The 21700-nt window shown below is 36.8% G+C and carries 20 protein-coding genes; all 20 read right to left on the bottom strand.

From position 1 onward, the window contains the following. Nucleotide 1: 1 nt before the first annotated feature. The 20 genes from AAEU28_RS07260 to AAEU28_RS07165 all read right to left on the bottom strand — a co-directional run bounded on the left by AAEU28_RS07260 (nt 2) and on the right by AAEU28_RS07165 (nt 21698). Nucleotides 2-1411, bottom strand: a complete 1410-nt coding sequence (locus tag AAEU28_RS07260; protein WP_421963529.1) for a mannose-1-phosphate guanylyltransferase/mannose-6-phosphate isomerase — start codon at nt 1409-1411, stop codon at nt 2-4. 5 nt (nt 1412-1416) lie between these two features. After that, the gene (locus AAEU28_RS07255) at nt 1417-1890 is read right to left on the bottom strand and encodes a GDP-mannose mannosyl hydrolase (protein ID WP_421963528.1); all 474 of its coding nucleotides are present in this window, start codon (nt 1888-1890) and stop codon (nt 1417-1419) included. A gap of 13 nt (nt 1891-1903) precedes the next feature. Continuing rightward, nucleotides 1904-2869 (bottom strand): GDP-L-fucose synthase, encoded by a 966-nt coding sequence (gene fcl / locus AAEU28_RS07250; protein ID WP_421963527.1) that lies wholly within the window; start codon nt 2867-2869, stop codon nt 1904-1906. Nucleotides 2870-2937: 68 nt separating this feature from the next. After that, the gene (gene gmd, locus AAEU28_RS07245) at nt 2938-4056 is read right to left on the bottom strand and encodes a GDP-mannose 4,6-dehydratase (RefSeq protein WP_421963526.1); all 1119 of its coding nucleotides are present in this window, start codon (nt 4054-4056) and stop codon (nt 2938-2940) included. Between the two features lie 5 nt (nt 4057-4061). Then, complete coding sequence (locus tag AAEU28_RS07240; RefSeq protein WP_421963525.1) at nt 4062-5213, bottom strand: hypothetical protein; 1152 nt, start codon at nt 5211-5213, stop codon at nt 4062-4064. Next, nucleotides 5213-6178, bottom strand: coding sequence for a hypothetical protein (locus AAEU28_RS07235; protein ID WP_421963524.1), 966 nt, complete (start codon nt 6176-6178; stop codon nt 5213-5215). Before AAEU28_RS07235 ends, AAEU28_RS07240 begins: the two co-directional genes overlap by 1 nt. A 10-nt stretch (nt 6179-6188) precedes the next feature. Continuing rightward, nucleotides 6189-7130 carry a hypothetical protein gene (locus AAEU28_RS07230; protein WP_421963523.1) on the bottom strand — a complete coding sequence of 314 codons (942 nt, stop codon included), beginning with the start codon at nt 7128-7130 and terminating at the stop codon, nt 6189-6191. Continuing rightward, nucleotides 7127-8383 carry an oligosaccharide flippase family protein gene (locus AAEU28_RS07225; RefSeq protein WP_421963522.1) on the bottom strand — a complete coding sequence of 419 codons (1257 nt, stop codon included), beginning with the start codon at nt 8381-8383 and terminating at the stop codon, nt 7127-7129. Before AAEU28_RS07225 ends, AAEU28_RS07230 begins: the two co-directional genes overlap by 4 nt. 49 nt (nt 8384-8432) lie before the next feature. After that, on the bottom strand, nt 8433-9176 hold the full coding sequence (locus AAEU28_RS07220; RefSeq protein WP_421963521.1) for an SDR family NAD(P)-dependent oxidoreductase: 744 nt from the start codon (nt 9174-9176) through the stop codon (nt 8433-8435). Next, on the bottom strand, nt 9176-10111 hold the full coding sequence (locus tag AAEU28_RS07215; protein ID WP_421963520.1) for a phosphoglycerate dehydrogenase: 936 nt from the start codon (nt 10109-10111) through the stop codon (nt 9176-9178). The genes AAEU28_RS07220 and AAEU28_RS07215 overlap by 1 nt, the downstream gene beginning before the upstream one ends. Beyond that, a complete protein-coding gene (locus AAEU28_RS07210) occupies nt 10111-10800 on the bottom strand; it encodes a cytidylyltransferase domain-containing protein (protein WP_421963519.1) in 690 nt (229 codons plus the stop codon). The genes AAEU28_RS07215 and AAEU28_RS07210 overlap by 1 nt, the downstream gene beginning before the upstream one ends. Next, a complete protein-coding gene (locus tag AAEU28_RS07205; RefSeq protein WP_421963518.1) occupies nt 10788-11738 on the bottom strand; it encodes a glycosyltransferase in 951 nt (316 codons plus the stop codon). The genes AAEU28_RS07210 and AAEU28_RS07205 overlap by 13 nt, the downstream gene beginning before the upstream one ends. Continuing rightward, nucleotides 11731-12567 (bottom strand): SMP-30/gluconolactonase/LRE family protein, encoded by an 837-nt coding sequence (locus AAEU28_RS07200; protein WP_421963517.1) that lies wholly within the window; start codon nt 12565-12567, stop codon nt 11731-11733. Before AAEU28_RS07200 ends, AAEU28_RS07205 begins: the two co-directional genes overlap by 8 nt. Before the next feature lie 30 nt (nt 12568-12597). Then, a complete protein-coding gene (locus AAEU28_RS07195) occupies nt 12598-14835 on the bottom strand; it encodes a polysaccharide biosynthesis tyrosine autokinase (protein WP_421963516.1) in 2238 nt (745 codons plus the stop codon). Nucleotides 14836-14849: 14 nt separating this feature from the next. Continuing rightward, nucleotides 14850-15284 (bottom strand): low molecular weight protein-tyrosine-phosphatase, encoded by a 435-nt coding sequence (locus AAEU28_RS07190; RefSeq protein ID WP_138568519.1) that lies wholly within the window; start codon nt 15282-15284, stop codon nt 14850-14852. A 13-nt stretch (nt 15285-15297) separates the two neighbouring features. Further along, nucleotides 15298-16434, bottom strand: a complete 1137-nt coding sequence (locus AAEU28_RS07185; protein WP_421963515.1) for a polysaccharide export protein — start codon at nt 16432-16434, stop codon at nt 15298-15300. A 396-nt stretch (nt 16435-16830) separates the two neighbouring features. Then, nucleotides 16831-18663: an acyltransferase family protein gene (locus AAEU28_RS07180; protein WP_421963514.1), complete on the bottom strand. Its 1833-nt coding sequence runs from the start codon at nt 18661-18663 to the stop codon at nt 16831-16833. Nucleotides 18664-18695: 32 nt separating this feature from the next. Next, nucleotides 18696-19430, bottom strand: a complete 735-nt coding sequence (locus AAEU28_RS07175; protein ID WP_421963513.1) for a WecB/TagA/CpsF family glycosyltransferase — start codon at nt 19428-19430, stop codon at nt 18696-18698. Nucleotides 19431-19500: 70 nt separating this feature from the next. Beyond that, nucleotides 19501-20412: a glycosyltransferase family 2 protein gene (locus AAEU28_RS07170; protein WP_421963512.1), complete on the bottom strand. Its 912-nt coding sequence runs from the start codon at nt 20410-20412 to the stop codon at nt 19501-19503. After that, a complete protein-coding gene (locus AAEU28_RS07165; protein WP_421963511.1) occupies nt 20409-21698 on the bottom strand; it encodes a hypothetical protein in 1290 nt (429 codons plus the stop codon). The genes AAEU28_RS07170 and AAEU28_RS07165 overlap by 4 nt, the downstream gene beginning before the upstream one ends. Between the last annotated feature and the right edge of the window lie 2 nt (nt 21699-21700).

Raw genomic sequence — 21700 nt, 5'->3', positions numbered from 1 at the left:
CTTAACCTTTCACTCTTCCGTAACGGTCTTCAAAACGCACAATGTCGTCTTCGCCTAAATAAGAGCCTGACTGCACTTCAATAAGCTCTAAATCTACTTTGCCAGGGTTTTCTAGTGCATGAACCGCGGTAATAGGAATGTATACTGATTCATTTTCAGTCACAAACTGCTCGGTATCATCGATTTGTACTTTTGCAGTACCAGAAACCACAATCCAATGCTCAGCTCTGTGGTGGTGCATTTGCACAGATAGTTTTGCACCTGGTTTAACCGTGATACGTTTTACTTGGAAGCGCTCACCGTTATCTACTGAGTCGTATTTACCCCAAGGACGGTATACTTCTCGGTGGAATGTCATCTCTGAGCGTTCGTCCAATTTTAATTGGTTAACAATTTGTTTTACTTTTTGAGATTCGTCTTTATGAGCAACTAGTACAGCATCTTTTGTATTAACGATGACTAAGTCTTCAACACCTACAGTTGTCACTAGCTTGTCTTCACCAAATACTAGCGTGTTCTTTGTATCAACAGATTTGACGTCACCGATGAAAGCGTTACCATTTTCATCTTGCTCAGACACTTCCCATAATGCTGCAAAGCCGCCTACATCATTCCAGTTTGCATCCATTGGTACTACAACAGCATCCTGTGTGTGTTCCATCACAGCATAATCAACAGATTCATCTGGGCATGCTTCAAATGCTTCTTTATCTACGCGCACAAAGTCCATGTCATTATTTTGTACTTGAACTGCTTTTTCACACGCTTCATAAATATCTGGACGAAATGCTTTTAGCTCTTCAAGGTAGCGACTTGCTTTAAACAAGAACATGCCGCTATTCCAGTAATAGTTACCACTGGCAATATATTCTTGCGCTGTTTCAAAATTTGGTTTTTCGACAAAGCTATCAACAACAAAGCCGTGTTCAACTTCAGCACCACGCTTAATATAGCCATAACCCGTTTCGGGCGTATTGCCAACAATACCAAAGGTCACTAATTTACCTTGCTCTGCTAACAATGTTGCTTTGTTAACACTTTCTTGGAAAGCAGCTTGGTTTTCAATGACGTGGTCAGCAGCTAGAACAAGCAATAGCGCATCTTGATTATCTTCAACTGCTTTGAAAGCGGCTAACGCAATAGCAGGCGCGGTATTACGACCCACTGGCTCTAAGAAGATGCCGCTATGTGCAGCTCCTATTTGACGAACTTGCTCTGCGGCAATAAAACGGTGCTCTTCATTACAAATTAACATCGCGGGTGCATGTTCAAGACCATTTAATCTTAAAATAGTCTCTTGCAGCATGGTGTTTTCACCATGCAACTTTAAAAATTGTTTTGGGTAGTTACCGCGTGATAATGGCCATAAACGTGTGCCTGAGCCGCCTGCCATAATGATTGGAAGTATCATATTCTTTATCCCTGTGTTTTTTGTAATGCTTCAAAGTACCATTTTGTATGCTTATGGACTTTTTTGTCTTCTAATAGGCTGCCTATATCGAACCATTGATATTTACCATGTTGAATATCATGCGGTAAGTCATTTAACGGTTTGCTCAACCTTAAGATGTAAGCAATGGCGACATAATGTGTGCTAAAGCCATCACCAAAAACATTGTCATCATAAAAATGGTCGTAAGGCCCTAAAAGAGTCGCTTCTGAGAGTGGAAATACTTCGCCAAGCTCTTCTTGAGTTAACCTTTCAAATGCCTCTGCAAGCGATTCATTTTTTAAAATCCGTCCGCCAGGCACAAACCAATTCCCTTGTGCTGGTTTATTTAGCCGCTCACCTAACAGTGCTTGGTTATTTTCATCTAATATAACCAAATCGATTGAAACAAGTGGCGCGCTTTCTATTACTGTCGAAAACGTATTTTTGTCTAGAAACATCCTATGTTCTCAATTATTTTCTAAAGTTATCTTGGTTTGCTAAAAACCATTCATATGTATCTTTTAAACCTGCCTCTAGGGAGATGCTATATTCCCACCCCAGTGACTTAAGGCGAGACACGTCCATCAGTTTACGCGGCGTGCCATCAGGCTTAGTCACATCAAATTCTATAGCACCTTCAAAACCGACTACTTTCGCAACTGTTTCGACAAGCTCTCTAATTGTACAATCTACGCCTGTGCCTACATTGATATGACTTAGCATCTCTTGTGTATTTGCACTGTATGTTTCTGCATCTAAGTTCATTACATGGATTGAGGCAGCTGCCATGTCGTCTACATGTAAAAACTCTCGCATCGGCTTACCTGTACCCCACGCAATCACTTTATCATCACCTGCCAATTTCGCTTCATGAAAGCGACGTATAAGTGCTGGAATAACATGAGAGTTTTCAGGGTGGAAGTTATCATTTTCACCATATAGATTGGTTGGCATAACAGAGCGATAATTACGACCATATTGACGATTATAGGATTCACACAGTTTGATACCTGCAATTTTAGCTATCGCATAAGGCTCATTAGTAGACTCTAAAATACCAGTTAACAGTGCGCTTTCTGTCATTGGTTGCTCTGCAAATTTAGGGTAGATACAACTTGACCCTAAAAACAGCAAATCATTAACATCAGATAAGTGTGCACTATGGATGATATTATTTTGAATCGTTAGATTTTCATAAATGAATTCTGCAGGGTAACTGTTATTCGCTACAATCCCGCCTACTTTTGCCGCAGCAAGATATACTTGGTCTATTTGATTCTCTTCAAAAAATGTACGAACCGCCTGCTGGTCAAGCAAGTTTAGCTCCGCTCTGCTTTTTGTAATAACCTTGATATCTTCTGATTGCTTTAACTTTCTAACAATCGCACTGCCAACCATACCATTATGGCCCGCGACAAACACTGTTTTAGAACTCATTTCTTTATCCATTATAAAACCCAGCATAAGCTGGGTTATCATTTAATTTCTGACTTGCTGCTTTGGGGTTACTCGACTGAAACACTCACATCATAGCCGTGAGACTTTAATAATGCATGCTGCTTCGCTTTAGCTAAATCGTGCTGAACCATCTCTGCACACATTTCTTCTACTGTAATTTCTGGTTCCCAACCTAACTTCTCTTTCGCCTTAGTTGGGTCGCCCAGTAATGTTTCAACTTCTGCTGGACGGAAATAACGCGGATCTACACGAACAATCACATCACCTACTGACAATGCCTCTGCGTTTTCGCCTTCAATCGCAACCACTGTTGCTATTTCATCAACACCTTCGCCGCTGAACTCAAGTGTTACACCCAGCTCTTTTGCTGATAAAGATACAAACTCTCTTACTGAGATTTGCTTACCTGTCGCGATTACAAAATCTTCTGGTGTATCTTGCTGAAGCATCATCCACTGCATGCGAACATAATCTTTTGCATGACCCCAGTCACGTAACGCATCCATATTACCTAGATATAAACATTTCTCTAAACCTTGAGAGATATTAGCAAGACCGCGTGTGATTTTACGCGTTACGAACGTTTCACCACGACGAGGAGATTCGTGGTTGAATAAAATACCGTTACATGCATACATACCGTAAGACTCACGGTAATTTACCGCAATCCAGTATGCATACATTTTTGCGACAGCGTAAGGTGAGCGAGGGTGAAAAGGCGTAGTTTCCTTTTGTGGGATCTCTTGTACCTCACCATAAAGCTCAGACGTTGAAGCTTGATAGAATTTAGTCTTTTTCTCTAATCCAAGAAAACGGATTGCTTCTAACAGGCGAAGTGTACCAATTGCATCTACATCAGCAGTATATTCTGGTGCTTCAAACGATACAGCTACATGGCTTTGAGCACCTAGATTGTATACCTCATCAGGTTGTACTTGTTTAAGAATACGAGTTAAGTTTGAAGTATCTGTTAGGTCACCATAATGAAGGAAAAAATTAGGGTTTTCTTCATGCCTGTCTTGATAGATATGATCTACACGCTCAGTATTAAAGCTTGAAGCACGACGTTTAATACCATGAACCTCATAACCTTTTTCAAGCAAAAACTCTGCTAAATATGAGCCATCCTGACCGGTAACCCCTGTTATTAATGCCACTTTAGACATATATTTTACCTTAAAATATTTGTTGTAGATATAAAGTATTTTTTGAATAAAATTTCAAATACTAAAAAGAATACCACCATAACAAGAATAATTACATCTCGTAGAGGGAAAATAAACAAGTTCATAAGTATAGCAGCACAAAAAACCCTAGAAGCTAAGTAGGAATATCTTGAGAAGAAAGCCGTTACATGGGTTAAAATCACAAAAAACAAACAACCTAAATAACCAAAATCAAGGTATATTTGCAGATAACCACTTGCCCACTGACGCCCAAAAACTTGAGTTAAAGAATCAACCGAAAACTGAATGTGATACATATAATTCTGTATATCATATGGAGTATAAAAAATATCTCTTAAAAACTTAAATGTATATACAAATGGTGGGATTTCAGGTCTCAACTCCCCATAGAACATACTAAAAACTGTAGGGTTCGGAAAATAGAGTGTAAACCAACCTAAAACAGCGTAAAAAGTATTTAGATCCTGTCCCTGTCCGCTAACAGCAAGTAAACCTAATAAAAAGTTTGATGACATACCAGCCCTGACAAACTGATATAGAAAAGCTATAAAAATTAGAGAGCAGAGAGCAAGGAGCAGCTTATATTTAATCTTGCACCATTGATTTTTCAGTAATACATCAACGAAAATAAATGCCGAAAAAAAAAGTAAAATTTGCCTATTACCTAAAAGTAACATTACTAGAATAAAGCACAAAATTGGCAAATAGTTCTTTGTAACAATTACAGAATAAAAATACATAAAAACCAAAAGCATTAGAATTTTACCAACAAAACTAAAACCTATTCCAGAATCATTTAGCTCCCTAATATTCCAGTTTAGTATAACAAACCTATAAATATCTTGAGCTCTATCAGCTAGTAAAAGGCATGGCAAAATGAACAAAAAGCATAATAGGAGCTTTTTATATTTGAAAACAGGGGCCCCTCTTCCAACATTCTTTGTTGCTATAAGCATTGCAGATGATGAAAATAAAGGGACTAAAATATAAAACAGTACACCTTCAAAATTGATATAACCAGTATCCAACCCTATAAATAGATACAGAAGAAAACCAATTCCGTAAATAACTAAGGGGGCAGCAAGTAAAACTGCCCTGCTATTTCCAACATTTGTTGATTCAATATAGTTTTTCATCAGGAATATAAATAGAGTGCTATTATGGAAAAAAACAACTCGACTCTATTTCTCCTTCTAAAGGCCCTAACCCAAGAAACTAATTTACTAGCAACTAAAGGTAGGAGGAGTATAGATAAAGTCAGCGGAACATACAGAGAAACATATCCAAAGTACACACTAGCCAATAGAAATGCTGTAGCAAGAAAAGGAGCTAGCTTTTTAAAATTTCGCGAAACTAACAAATGGCCTAGCATAGGCATCCTGCCTTGGTTAGTAAGATTATATTCTTTAGCAATTTCAGATAATGAAATCGTACCATCTTCAAGTTTTGAATCAGTGAAACCATCTTTACTAGAATATTTATACTTTGGAAAAATACTAAGTTCACTAGCTTTAGAGTAATTTCTTATTGTCACCCCTTTCTTTGCAAGAAATAAACTTGCTAACGCATAATTTAACTCAGACTCTAGAAGATCTGGGGCTTGCCATGCAATACCTTTGGGAAAATAGTTTGGCAAATAATGGTTCACGTCTTTTTTTAAACCATCGAGGGTTTTGTGTGGTTGATCACTCACAGGAAAAGAGTGATCTAAACCTACAATATTAATATCTTTAGCACCCATTGAAGCTGCAATTTGAATCATGGGGTAAGTTACCGTTGCCCCGACAAAAACACCATCATCCATATTGTCAGAGAAACCAGCCCCGGGTAGCTCATCTAAAAACTTTACTCTAGTATCATCTTTAAAGAAGCTTCTATATCTTTTTAATGTGTATACATCACAGTTTAAAGCCTCTAGATCATCAGAGAACTGCTCAGCGACAAGCTTATTAACAACGATATGTATATGATGTATGCCATCCGGAAAATCATTGAATGAAAGGTATGCCCTGTTGGAGGTTAGAATCGTATTTCCTTCAAAATGATTAAAATCTATTTCTTTTAAGCTTGGACCATTACAAACAACTATAAACTTTGACATATATAATTACCTACCCCTTAATTCTCAAGTCAATTTCTATTGACAACAACCTTTGATTTTGACTTTTAATTTCAAAGTCGCGTACTATTTCACTAGAAGGAATATTTTTTATGTACTCTTCTGCGAAAGGTATTATCTCACTATAAAAAAGATTTCTAGGCACTTTAATAGCCCCTTTAAAATCAAACGTTGAGATAAAACTATCCTCCCAAATCAAAACAGGGGTTCCTTGTTGCAAGCTTTTAAATACTATGCCACTTGACTGGTCTTTAATATACAAACAAAAGACTACTTTGGTTCGGCGTATGTGATCATACAAGACAGATAGTTCTACTCTTTTGTTTATTATAGTAGATTTTGCATTAATAAGTTTAGTTTCCAAAATTGGATTAGCTATCCTACCAACACTTCCTGACTTTAACTTAGCTGACTTTGTGATATTACAGAAAAGCTCTACGTTTTTATTTTCTTTAATCTCACCTATTATAGTCAAATCAAAATCCTTATTAACTCCCAATCTCTTATCTACTTCAACTTGCCCTAAACCACTTAATTCGGGGTCAGGATAATAATCAAAATATGAAATTATAGAACGACAGGATTTCTTATGATTACCTTTAACAACTGGTGTAATCATATACAACTTACCACTTTTAGCCAAAACAGTTAATGAGAGCTTCCATATTATATAAGTAAACCACCCCCTTTTATCATGAGGTCTTATGGAGAATGCAACAACTTTAAAGCCAAAGAGCAAATTAATGATTGCGATTGGAAAAAAATACTTTTCATTACCGTCTAACGTACTAAAAATAGTGTTTTTAAAAAAAGCGTCGAATATACTCTTAGCACCTCGAGCATTAAACCTACTTTTAAAATATTCTATATAACCAGATCTATGTCCATCATTACGGCTATCAAAGACAACCCAGACATTACCATTTACGCTCAAGATACCTCCAACTCTAATAGTTCTTTTCGCTTTTTCAAGGAAAAAACCATAGTTACACATGTCATAAATAAAAATGATATTAATGTTGTAGCTGCTGCACCTACATCACTAAAAGTAGGCACAAAAATAAAATTCAATATTAAATTACAAAATGCAGTAAATAAAGATAAGCTAGCAATGAACTTTGTGGAGTTTGATAAATACAAATAACAACAGAAAAACTTCCTAACACCTTCAATTGAATAAGCAAAAGAAATAATGATGATTAACATACTTAGACCACTATAAGAATCAGGTAATATTAGGCTATATATATTCGACAATACTATTGCAACCAAAGCTCCAAGAAATAAAGCTAAAAGACTGAGATAAATCGAGCCCCTAAAAACGATTAATTCAGAGTGTTTACTTTTTTTGGCATTTGCAAAAAAATAAGGCGACCAAGCTCTAATAACCGCATCAAATACTACACCACAAACCATGGATATTGTATAAGCAGCTATGTATTTTCCTACGACTTGCTGGCCAAAATAATAGTTTAAAATTAATCTATCCGATAGATTTAAGACTACTACTGATAATGAGTGCCATACAAGAGGCGTAAGGAACTTCGCTGAATCAATAACCTTTAACTTTAAAAGCTTTCTTCTAAACCTTCTAAAATTGAATTGAAAGAAATAGAACATTATCAAGCTAACGAATACCGCAGCACTAACTTCTGCAAGTACACGCTCTTCCCAACTAATTCCAACAAAAAAGTATGTTATAAAAACAAATATTGCGGAAATTAAAGTTACTGATATTTGTAAGACCAAAACTTTGAAGACTTTGTTGTTGGCCTGATAAACACTCTCGACAACCACTCTAAGAGCCTGCAAAACAGACAAAATAACAATGCATACAAAAGCAAAAAAATGATTAAACTCATTATCAAAAGAAAGTTTTGTTATAAAAAAAATAAAAGGCGAAACAACAAAGGCAGATAAAGGTATAATTATGAAGCAAGCTACAATAATGTAATGTGTATCTTTAGCTCTATTCGTCTTACTGGACAGCTCTTTAACGATATATGTATTTGGCTTTAAACCTACAAAAACAGCAGACAGACTGAACAAGGACATAAAAATACCATATATCCCGAAGTCTTCAACTGTCATTACTCGAGTATAAAATGGGAGTAACAGAAAAGGAATTGCTTTATTTAAGAGCGCACCAAATGTATAAAATAAAGCAATTTTTTTTTCAAAGCTCAATCTGATATACCCAAAAGAATAAATGAAAATTAGCCATTACTTTAAAACCCTATGACGGATCCTTTAAACAACCTGATATACCACCATCCAAAGCAATACAACTACCATGTAAAAAACCAGAAGCATCACTACAAAGATAATAAGCTAAATTTGCTACCTCTTCAGGTGTACCTATTCTACCTTGCGGGTGATAGGACTCTAATTTACCATACTCATTCTCTTTACCAATGAAACCTTCTCTGAGCATATCAGTGGCAATGGCAGCAGGTTCAATGGCATTAATACGAACTTTACCTTGAAAGTCTAGTGCTAGATTACGGGTAAGGGAGCTTAAAGCTGCTTTTGATGTTGCATATGCTGAAAACGTTTTTTTTGTTAAGCGAGCATGTATTGAGCTCACATTAATTACAGAACCGTTATTATCTGATAATGCTTTATAAAACGTTTTAGACAAAATAAAAGGGGCATGTAAATTAATATCAAAAGTTCGCATCCAGTCATCAAGCGGGAAATCTTGAGCTGTGTCTAAAAGTTGGACTGCAGCATTATTGATTAATACAGAGATCCCTTTTCCAGAGGTTAACTCTTTTACCGACTCTTCTAGGGTAGCCAAATAATCAGCTTCTTTTACAAGACGCCTAATGTCTATTTGTAAAGGAAATAAGCCCTCTACTTTTGGCTGAGTGTTAAGGTCTAGCCCAATAACACTGTACCCTTCAGCTATGAACTTTGTAACCAAAGCCCGGCCAATTCCACCTGCCGAGCCTGTAATTAATACAAATTTTTCAGTCATTACTTGTCCATTAAGAATGATGATATATGCTCTAATGCTTTATAAGTCGCTCTCTGAACTCCCTCAACAGCATTACTACCGTTATGCGAGCCAAAAATACATTGCTCCATATCTCTTAACGGAGAATTTTTTGGTAGTGGTTCAACTTCAAATACATCTAAGCCAACAGCTTTGAGCTTACCACTCTGTAATGCATCAATGAGCGCAGATTCATCAATTAGAGGACCTCGAGCTACGTTGATGACCATTGCGCCATCTTTTAACATCGCTATTGTTTCTTTATTCAACATGTGTTTATTTTTATCATTTAATGCGCACGTAAATATTAAAACATCTATACTTTCTAACTGTTGAGGGAAATCACTGCGCGTAATATAAGAGAACCCTTTATTACCATAAACACCAGGATCATAAGCAATTACTTCAACATCAAACCCCATTAATCGCTTAGCTACGCTTTGGCCAATATCACCAAAACCAACGATGCCAACCCTTTTATTACTAATACTCATACCTGCCGGTTTAGGCCATGAAAAGTTAGTTCGTATTTCTCGATCAATAAAATGAGTCTGTCTTGTGAGTGCCAGTAACATAGATATAGCTACATCAGCAACTTCTCCACCAAACATATTAGGTGTATTTGTAATAGGAATTCCTAAATCTTTACAAGCAGAAAAATCTACATTATCAACACCAATTCCCCACTTTACAGCGGCTTTTAATTTTCCTTTAACACCGGCTTCAAAAACCTGTCTCGTGGCAGGATCATCACCAATAATCCAACCGTCATACTCTGGCAGTAGTTCAATTAATTCTTGCTCCGAAAGAACTTGGGTTGTTTTCGCTGCAACTATTTCAATCCCCAATTCCTTTGCTGGTTCAACAAATTCATCAAATAAACCGATCATCGGCGGGCAGGTAACTAAAACTTTCATTAAATCTCTTCCTTATTTGGTGAATTTACGATTCGCTCAGCTAATGCACTTGCTAGTTCCCAGTCCTCTGGCTCATCTATATCGACAGATTCGAGTTTTGGTGTTTGATACATCATTGGTTTCTTACCAATACGAGCATTTGTTTTGCCAAAGCTCTCTCTTGTAAATAAAAATAAACAAGAGTTTTCTTCAAACCAGGGTTCTAAATCTTGAGTTCTAATTAAATTGTCAGGATCATGGTTCACAGGTGATAAATCATCACGATAAAAGCGTGTTTGAATTTTATTAACACTGAATAGTGAATCAAATTCTTGTTGATTGACAAATTTATTTATCGCTTCATAAATTGTTTTGTCAGTTATAAGTGGGTTGGTTGTATGCGTCATCAAATAATAATCTGCTGGCACATTTTCAATATCGTCTTCTAGAATCAAGTTCATGCTAACAAAATCCCCACATAAATGAGGCTTTCTTTCACGAATGACGACCCTTTCAGACTCAACTAATCCATTTTCTAAAAGAATATGCTTAGCATCGGTATTAATAACAACTTGGTCAATCTGATCATTTGCCAGTAAGGCGTCCAAAATCCATTGAAAAAGAGGTTTACCAGCAAGCTTTCTAAAATTTTTACCTTTAACTCGCTCACTATTCGCTTTCATTGGTAATAATGCGACTATTTTTGACATTCCTCTGACCCTTTCACTTCTTTATATTCTGTAGTTACTTTCATATCAGTTACCCTTGGATAAAAGTATTTCAACTTCATTTGTTGGGATAACTTTCTATTGATGTGATTCCCTTTATACGCGCCATAATATTGCGCAACTCGAAAGCGAATAATGGAGTAGATTTCTTTAAAAAATACATTTTTCTTTATCGAAATTTTTACGTCTTTTACAATCCCTACCACAATATATTTGATCATGTCTTGAACACTGACATGCACTTGAGGCATTATTTTTTGGAGGGCTATTGCTTCTCGTTCATAACGAATTTGAACATTTTTCCATGATTCGTCATGGATATGATAAACACCGGCTTCTGCAACATAACCAATTAACCCGCCTTTAGCTACAATGTCTTTTGCTAAATACATGTCTTCACAACCAGTCAATTGCTCATCGAACTTAAATTGCTCCCAAACATCCTTCCTTAATGCAGAGTTTGCGTTGTTACAAAAAAAACCTTCTTGAGGTATAGATGATTTTTCTGGAAAATATTTCAAGAATAGCTGGCGTTCACTAAACTTAGTTGTATCCCTACCCAATTGCCTACCATATGTATAATCACATGTTTCTACCAACGGTTTAACAAGGTTCTCAACCCAGCTTTTGTCACAAGGAATACAATGCCCGCTGATAAACACGAGGAAGTCACCATTAGCAAACTCACATCCAATATTTAGTGAACGACCAAATGTAAACTCACTCTTTTTGATATATGTAATTCGACAGTTATAGCTTTTTGCTATTGGTAAGGTGTTGTCCGTAGAACCAGAATCAACTAACACAACTTCAATATCAAATAAATCTGATTCTTGAACCTTTATGCTAGCTAAAAGCTCTTCCAGGTACCTTTCTTCATTAAGAGTTCGTATCACGACACTTACAAGTAACTTATCCACATACTTCTCCTAATTGAAATCTAAATAAAGCTCCTGACAACGGATATGTAACCAGCTCGTCGTCCGAAAGTCCATCTCGCGCTGTAGTTACATAAAGTTCTGAATCCGAAATGACACAGTTTGTAGGTTGTAAAGCAGGAACATTTATCTCATGAAGCTCATTGCCTTTTAAGTCAAAACATTTCACGCATGCGCCGCCCCACATAGCTATAAATACTTTTCCGTCGATAGATAAACATCCACCATCAGGTGTCATATTTGTATCAGAAAAATCAGCCCAGACTCGCCTTTCAGAAAACAAGCTACGCTTATTATAAGCGTATACCTTTTGCTCTTGCGAATCACTTATTAGTAATTCGTCATCTAATTCGATAAATGTATTAGGAATAGAAATATTTGCTACGGATGATAATAGTTTTGAATTGTTGGGGTCATATAAAAAAAGCTTCCCCTTTCCTTTTGACGGGTCTTTAAACATAGTTCCGAAAAGATACTTACCATCAAGCATCGCTCCGTCATTCGTCCTCATATCAAGTCCATCTGATATATTTTCTCCCAATGCGTATAACCTTTTAGTCTGCTGAGAATCAGTGTTAAATACAGCGATACCTTTTGCATCAGAAAAATACACATGAGGTAACTCTACCTTAAAGATCGTACTAGGATTTAAATCTAGATTAAATCTCATCACATTATCTGATTTATCAATACGCTTTATAAATAAAGTTGAGTTTATTATATCTAGCCAAAGTATATTCCCCCCTATAGAGTCATAGAAAATACCTTCACCTAATTCACACAACTTCTTTGAATAAAAAACGCTGTCCATTTTCATGCTTTTCTAACCATAAAACCATACTTACTTATCAGATTTATATTCATAGTTGTAATATCCATAGTAACCGTAAGCATTACTAGCCTTTTTAATTACGCCGTTGAATACAACACCTTTAACATCAATCCCATTTTGTTCAAAACGATTGCGAGTAATCTCTAGCTCTTTCGCATGATTTTGACCAAAACGCGTTACAAGCAATGTGCTACCTGCATGCGCACTCACAATCGCAGGGTCTGTCACCGCAAGAATTGGCGGCGTATCAATAATAACCAAATCGTATTTAGTACTCACGTCTTCAACCAGTTTTGAAAAGTTTTCGTGCATTAGTAGCTCTGAAGGGTTAGGTGGTATTTGACCTCGAGTCATTACATCTAGCCCTTCAACTTGGCTATGCTTAACGGCCTGTTCTAAGTTAATTCGACCAGAAAGGTAATCACTCAAGCCGTTGTCCCATTGCATGCCAAACTGGGTTTGTAGGTAACCTTTTCGCATATCAGCGTCAATAATAAGCACTTTTTTATTACTTTGTGCGAGTACAGTAGCTAAATTTACTGAAATAAATGACTTACCTACGCCAGGGCTTGGACCTGAAATAGCAATGACATTATTTTTGGCTTCCATCATTGCAAAGTGCAGACTTGTACGTAAACTTCTCAATGCTTCAATTGAAAGGTCTGCCGGGTTATCGACTGCTAGTATCGACTTAGCTTTGGCCGTTTTACCTTTTCGGGCTTTTGCAAAACCTGTCAGCTTAACCTGATATTCTGAATAAGGCACACTTGCATAAACAGGTAAACCCAATGCTTCAATTTCACTAGGGTCTTCAATACCTTTATGAATTGCTTTTTGAATCAGTACAATGGCTACTGCTAGCATGCCACCAAGCATAGTTGCCATAACTACTATTAGCGCTTTTTTAGGTTTAACTGGCTTTGAGGTATTTACTTCGGCAAGGTCAATCACACGTACATTACCTACGGTTCCAGCACGCACAATGTCTAGCTCTTGTGTTTTTGCCAATAGCAATGTGTAAATCTCATTATTGACTTCAACATCACGTGTTAGGCGAAGTAGTTCTTGCTGTGTTTCTGGTAACACTTGCACTTCAGCTGCTAAGCGGCGTTTTTGGTTCTCAACCGCGTTAATTTGCTCAACGGCTGCTTGGTAGCTTGGGTGGCTTTGCTTGAATTTACGACCTAACTCTAACTTTTTAAGTTCAAGTTCTTGTAATTGCGTTTCAAGCTTAACAAGCTGTCTTAGTACGCCTTCGGTTTCGAGCGTAATATCAACTGATTGCTGTTTTACCTGATAATCATTAAAACGCTGCTCTGCAGCTTCAAGTTGCTTTTTAACTTGAGGGAGTTGATATTCTAAAAAATCTAATGACTTCTGCGCTTCGGCACTATTACGCTCAACATTCCGGCGAACATAAATGCTTGCCACTTTATTAAGAACAGATTCAGCATAGGAAGAATCAGCGCTTTGTAGACTTAGGTTGATAATGCCTGAATCTTTACCTTTTTCACTCGCACCGATTGCAGCTTGCAGATCAAGAATGGTATTTAAGCGATCACGCTTAGTTAAGGTAAACTCAGTGCCAGGGCGAGCAGTTAAAGTTTTCAATGTTATTGAAAACGAGCCGTTTGATACCTCTTCACCTACCTTGCCTTTTAGAACGCTATCCCCAATATCATTAAGCAGTTCAAATTGGTTATTTGCTAACGCAACCAAAGTAAAATCATCACCAATTGCATTTGGTGGTACTTCGAATTTAAATGTTTCTATTTTCTCGCCGCCCCACGCATAACTAGATGCCCCAAAACTTGGCTCTGCTAATTCACCTTCTTGCATAGGCGTGAATTTACGAAAGGCTCTACCGCCAATAACTGGGAAAAGTTTAGGCTCAGCCACTATATCTAGCTTTAAACTGTCTACGGCCTCACCAATGATGCTACGAGATTTTAATAGTTCGATTTCGGTTACTGCCGCCGAGGTACTTTCAAACATACCGCCAAGCTCATCAAAACCTGGGACCGAGCCACCTTTTTCTTCTACCTGGATCATCGCAGTCGCTTGATAAATCGGCGTACTAAATACTGCAACTGCAACACCAACAATCATAAATAAGGCTGTAACAGCAATAATGAACCACTTTCGATCAAGCAAAGCGCCTAACAAGGCCATTAAATCGATTTCTTGCGCTTGTTCTGTAGACTGCTTTTGTTGCGAGCCACTTAATAGGTTTGATTGAGCATTCATTGACTCTTTCATCCTTATAAATACTTCTGCCAAGCGCTGCACGCGCTATCGATTAATTCGTAGACATGTTCAAAGGCTTCACGGCTTTGTCGATACGGGTCAGGTACTTCTTTGTCGCCTAACCATTTACCAAGGAGAAATGTTTTGCCTCGAGCTTGAGGGTAACGTGTACACAAGTCTTCTAGGTGACGTTTCTCCATGACCAAGATCACACTATTATGAGTCACAAGGCTTGTACTGATTTGCTGACCTTTATGCTCAGACATATCAACGCCATGTTGCAGCGCTAATTCTTGCGCAAAGCTATCAGCTGATTTACCTTCAAGGGCAGTTAAACCTGCAGAACTCACTTTGACATTTTTGCCCGCTAACTTGCTTTTTAAAACATATTCAGCGGTAGGACTTCGGCAGATATTACCTGCACATACCATTAAAACACTATCGAACATACTGGTTTGCCTACTACTGGTTATCTATATCTTGTAATCTATCAACGGTTGTTAACGCTGGTAACAATAAGCTAATGACTTTGTTCCAACGAGCAAGCGGTGCACTAGTCACATAAACGATGTCTTGCGGATCTAATTCAAATTGCTCTGCTAGCACTAATGCAGCAACATTTTTAGCATGAAGTTGATATACGTCGGCAATGACGCCGTCTTTTTCAAGGTCACGTTTACGAAGCACAAAAATGCCGTTTGCGTCAGCTGAGCGCTCGTCAATACCGCCAACTTCACTGAGTGCTTCGGCTAAGTTAAGACCATAACGATTCACTTCTACTGTACCAGCACGCTTTACATCACCAAGCACGTATACGTTTCTTTGGTCGTTACGTGTTACATGTACAATATCACCGTGCTGCAATAAACGGTTTTGTGAAATATCGCCTTTGGAATAAAAGTCATCTAAGCGAATAACTTCAGTTTCATTGCCTCGCGTGAATGTCACTGTTTTCCAGTCAGCACGCTCATTTAAACCACCTGCTTGGTTTAGTGCATCAATTAAGGTTAATGGCGTTTCGGTCACAGGGTAGACCCCAGGCTTTTTCACTTCACCTGTAACATAGGCTTTTTGGCTTCTGAAACCCACTACTTTTACGTCAATTTGCGGGTCTTCTATCACGCGACTTAAGCGCTTAACTAGTTCTTCACGCACTTCTGCAACCGTTTTTCCTGCAGCAGGCACTTTAGGGGCATAAGCATATGTAATGGTACCATCAGCTTGAACACGGAAACCATCGAACTCAGCAGTACGCTGTACAGCGGCTGGAATAGTCAACTCAGGATGGTCCCATACCCCTATGGTGAGTACGTCACCCACTCCGAGTTTGTATTCATAGTTAGAAAGATCGAGTCCTGCAATATTCTTGCTCGAGTTAGATGCGCCAATTTCAGCTGCAGTTTTTTTATTGAGGTCTTTTTGTTGGGAAATAAGAGCAGAGTCAATAAGTTGGATATTTACTTTCGCCAATTCCTTCTCAAGGTTCTCAGTTTGTTCACCTTGTTTTAGTCCTTCAAAATGACCGCCAGGTATAATTGTACAGCCACTCATTGCCAGAAAACATGCTGAAGCAATGAAAGTTTTATAGCGTTGCGCCATTCGTTCTTCCTAAAATCGTTCTTGTTAGCCTTGTCTAAAGCCTTTATATAAAGCTGAGTAATTAAACCACTTGTAGATTTTGTTAGCAAGTAATCGTCGTGTGAATTTTTTTATGTATTGAAGATAGAAGCTGAAAGCTGAAAGCTGAAAGTTGAAAGTTGAAAGCTGAAAGCTGAAAGTCACGAATTAGCGAGTTGTTTTGTAGGCGCTAGTTAATCCTGCGTTTTTAATAATTAAGCGTGACGAAGAGTATCTGCCTACATATGAACTGCATATATAGGTTGCATCGGCTTTATGTAAGTTTTTCTAAATATTTAATCTAAAGTTAAAATGTTATGGGCAGCGCCAAAACTATTACGTAAATTTTAGGCGCCACAACCTATTTTGATGCAAATTTTAGTTAAGCTTATTGAACATATCGACCAAAATTTTATTACCACTTTCTGATAAATGGTTATCATCAAAATAGCTCGGCATACCGCTTATTGACGTTTTACACATCTTGCCATCACATAAGTATTCTTCTGGGCTTAAAATATTAAAATCACAATGTGACGCTTTCTCTTTGAGCATAAATTCAAAGCTTCTCGCTTTTCCCATTACTTTTTCGAATTTAACCGGCAAACCATCCTCATGACCTAGTAACAAGTCTTGTGCAACCTTATTAGGCACTAAATAATCAAACTCAGGGGTTGAGCTTATAATCGACACTTTATTTTCTTTAGACAGCGAACAGGCTACGTTGAAAAATGCAGAGTAATCATTTGGAGTTGAGATTCTATTTTCGTATAAGGGCCATCTTGAGCTAATAAATATATTTTTGTCCTTAAAGTTTTTTATATTACTTTCTGTGAAAGTCTTGCAATCTTCTTTGTATAAAAGTTTGTTATCAATACTACCGTCATTTATCAAGCAGCCTGCTTTTGCAACTAGTAAAATTCCATTACTACCAAATTTCGAGGACTCCATTGCTGTTATTAGACTGCTTGCGTGACTATCACCTAATAGCACAGTTGCATAACTGTCTTTTTCTCTTGGGTAAACGCAATTCGCTGAATGGCTACCAGACGTATTTAAGCACTGGTCTTTTCTTGGGTCTTTATCTGTTAAAGCTCGATCAGCGACAATAACGTTATTTGGTAAAGGACTAATTTTTTCCGCATAGGGAGTCAGCATAAACTTAAAAGATAAAAAGCTAATAATAGTTACAACACCCACTAGTACTACATTAAATACAAAGTATTTAATACTTTTCTTTCTTAGAGGCGTCTCAATAAATCGATAGGTAATCTCAGCGAAAATAAATGTCAAGACGATCGCCATTAAGGCCTGTTTGTTTAGCAAATGAAAAACAGGCCAGTGCCATAGATAAATGGAGTAGGAGCGCTCTGAAACATAATTTACAGCTTTAAAGATAAAAGTAGATTGCTTATCGCATTTAAAACTACCAATGAGTAGCGCAAATACTGTAATTGAAATGACAAGAAGCGCACTAATATTTGGCCAGTGATCGCTCGGAGAAATCATAATGGCGCAAAAGGGTAGTAAAACTATGAATAATAAAAACAGCTTGAATCTTGGAGCTAAAGCTTTTTTTCTCTCTGAAAAATAGACCATGCTACCAGCTAATAATTCCCAACCTCTAAATATCGTATTATAGTAATTAGCTTCTAAAACAAACGTTGACGATAAGCTTAATAAAAGCAATATCGAACATAAAATAAAGCTGTTCTTGAGCCCATCTTTCTTATTCTTAATTAAAAATGCAAAAGAAATTACAAATGGAAAAAGAATATAAAACTGCCACTCAACTGAAAGAGACCAAGTATGTAAAAGTAAGTTTATGTTAAATTGACTAACGTCAAAGTAACCTGATTTAGACATATATACCCAGTTAGAAACTGGAATTAAACTTACTAAACTATTTTTACCAAAGTTTCTCAGAATAGACGGTAACTCAAAAAAGAATAAATAAACACTTACTACAAAAATCATGAATGCGAGTGCAGGTAGCAAACGATTAACACGTGACATAAAGAAGTCCATAATAGAAAAGTCACCTTTGACTTGCTTTTCTATGATGATTTTTGTCATTAAATAACCAGAAAGAACAAAAAAGATGTCTACACCGATAAACCCCCCCTTAAAAAGTGCGATTTCATAGTGAAACAAAACAACCAAGATAATCGCTAAGCTTCTTAAAGAGGCAATATCAAACCTGTAATTCATTTTTCTTATTCCGTTCTTTGTGACAGTGTTTTTTAGCAGTGCGCTTTAATATAATTAAAGATAAAACGAGGATAATCAGACAGGAGTCTTTTTCTCACATGTTTGTGCATAATGGCTCGTTGCAACCATCTAAGACCCAACTTTTTAACAATCGGATGATAATAATCACCCTTTGTCGCAGTTTGCTCCAAAAAGCCACCACAAGTATAGAACTCTCGAGCAGAAGACACACCATCAAATGCCCTTAAAAGAAACTCTTCTTGTAAAGGCGTTCCCATACCAATAATAACAATGTCTGGCTGTAACTCTTGTAAAACTGTAATGCATTCTTGCTTTTCTTGTTCATCACAAAAATAGCCGTCACGGCAAAAAACAATATTCAGCTCCGGAAATAATTCCAAGAGCTTACAAGGTAAGGCTTCAGAATGTTCAGGTTTACCACCAATAAAAGCAACTCTCAAATTCGATTTTTGCGCTCTGATTAACGTATCTTTTGCGATTGATGAAAAATCAAAACTAACTCTGTCTATCTTATTGCTACAAAAGATATTATGAAGTTTTGTATGCAATGCGCCATCCGAAAAAATATAATCAAATTCACTAAGTAAGTCTTGTCTATCTACAAGTAGACCGTACGAAAAAGGATTTACAAAAGTAACTTTGATCTTTTCACTTGGACTTTCAGTGGAATAAAGTTGACTCAACCTTTCATTTAGTGATTTTTTTGGTGCTATTTTTTTATCAAGAACTGTAAAATTACTCTTCATTTTCACCCCTTTTTCAACGTGGCAGGCGATTCTACATGAGTTTTTGTGCGCTGTCTGCTAAGCAAAGAGGTTAGAGAAGCCTTTTAACAAGCCAATTTGGCATTACACTCAACAATTGAATTGCAATAGCATGAATACCAAAGCGGACATTAGTGTTTGCCACTAAATCTCTCGCTAACACCTTATTACCCTCTTTAAGGTTTTGTAGTGCTGTATATATATAGCTTCTGTGGACTAGGTTTTTGGCTTCGTGTACTTGCCGCTCTGGAACTCGACTTGTATCTAACCACTCTTCTAAAGCCTTAACATGGGGTAAGATGTTTAATACTTTATTTTTTTTTGTTGCGCTACCGATATCACTCTCATCATATATTGCAAGTTGTTTCATACAAATCGCCAACTGATAGTCAATAGCAATTCGCATCCATACAAAAATATCTTCACCCATTTTCCAACCTACTGGAAAACCACCTATTTCATTTAAAGTAGATCTTTTTATAGAAACAGATGAAGCTGTGACGGGTAGGTTTCCTCTGCAAGTAGTGTAGAAGTAGTTATCTATAAGCCTATAATCTGTCTCGCCAGGAATACACAATTTAGCAGGCTTTCTTCCATTCGGACTATCAAAACAATACGCACTACAACATAATGATGCACTTGAGTATTTGCTTTGCAGAATAGTCATTTCATGTAAATATTCTGGCTCCCAAAAGTCATCAGCATCTAAGAAAGCAACCCACTCTCCAACAGCATTACTTATGCCTGTATTTCTTGCTTTTGAAACACCACCATTTTCTTGCTGTATTAGCCTTAAATTTGAAATTTTCAGCTGATTAACTAACTCAACGCTCATATCGGTAGAACCATCATCAACAACAATTATTTCATAATTATCATAAACTTGAGCGGCAACACTTCTGATACATCGCTCAATATAATCTTCCTTATTGAATAGGGGGATAACAACTGAAAACTTTATCATTTCAACTCTCTAATCTTTGATGGGTGATAACGCGCGCTGAGTAAAAGAAACATAAACACTAGCATAATTGAAGAAGTGCCATTGAAAAGTACATGTCCTGCTAAAATTGAATGCAAAAAAACAAGAGAAAAACAAGCAGTTAGGAAGTAACGACCTTTTAAAAGGCCTTTAAATATAGCCATTAATCCAAATAAAAAATAAGCTGATGCGGCAAGGATCCCATAGCAAAAAAACAGTTCAAAAAGATCATTCTCTAAGGTTTTTCTGCGTATATCTGAGAGTAGCTCCAAGTTTTCATAGGCAAAATACCCTCCCCCTCCAATTAGTAGCCTTAAACTAAAAATATCATCCCAATTTATTTTAGCAAATGCATTATAAATAAACACATCCCTAGAGCTAGATAACAACACAGCCTTATCTTCTATCTTATTGAATTTATTTATTATATTCTCAAAAACCAGACTCAGAGCATCCACAACAACAGGTACTATATACAAACCAATTAAAATGGAAAAAATAACAGTTAACCAAGGAAAGAATCTAAAACTGAGGATGAAAAACAATATACAACTAAGTAATGCAAACAAAAGAGCGGTTTTAGTCCCAATTATTACCGTACTAAATATCATAAAGGCCCCCATAAAATAGAAAACCTTTCTTCTTGTTTTTAATGCATAATATAAAGCTAACAAACTACAAGTACCTATTGTTACACCAACCCCATTACCTGAAACGAACAGCCCCCTAGTCGCAAATTTACTGCCATAATTTGAAATATGAAAGCCACTGATAAATGCACTTGATAAAAGAACTGCAACCACCAGACCATAAGCTATCACCAGACGAAAGAACAAATCATAATAGGACAAACTTTCATGGACCCAGCATTTGAAGTAAACATAAACTAAAATGCAAAAAACAACCTTGCTAAAAAAAACAATACCCGAAATATAAGGAACTAAGCCCAAATGCAAGATTGCCACTAAGCTTTCAGAGAGTAAGAAAAATATAGTTAAATATAAAATCCGCTTTTTTATTGTTTTAGTTATTTTTTCAGACGAAAAAACAAAGAAAAACAATAACCCTAGAATAAATAATCGGCCAAGTTGCGAAGGTGTTGCAAGACCACCTTCACCCATTATTTTCAGCTTAAATAAAGCGCCGGTCATTGAATCGAAAATAGGTAAGGCCAACACACAAAAAAGCGTTACAAAGACAAGCTTGCTTGTAAACACATGCGGAATTAATTGTTTTAACTTTAACCTTTCTTCTTGATCAAAAGACATCT

It is taken from the genome of Pseudoalteromonas sp. SS15, from assembly GCF_049257195.1.
Classification (GTDB): domain Bacteria; phylum Pseudomonadota; class Gammaproteobacteria; order Enterobacterales; family Alteromonadaceae; genus Pseudoalteromonas.
This window is presented reverse-complemented; position numbering and strand designations above follow the sequence as displayed.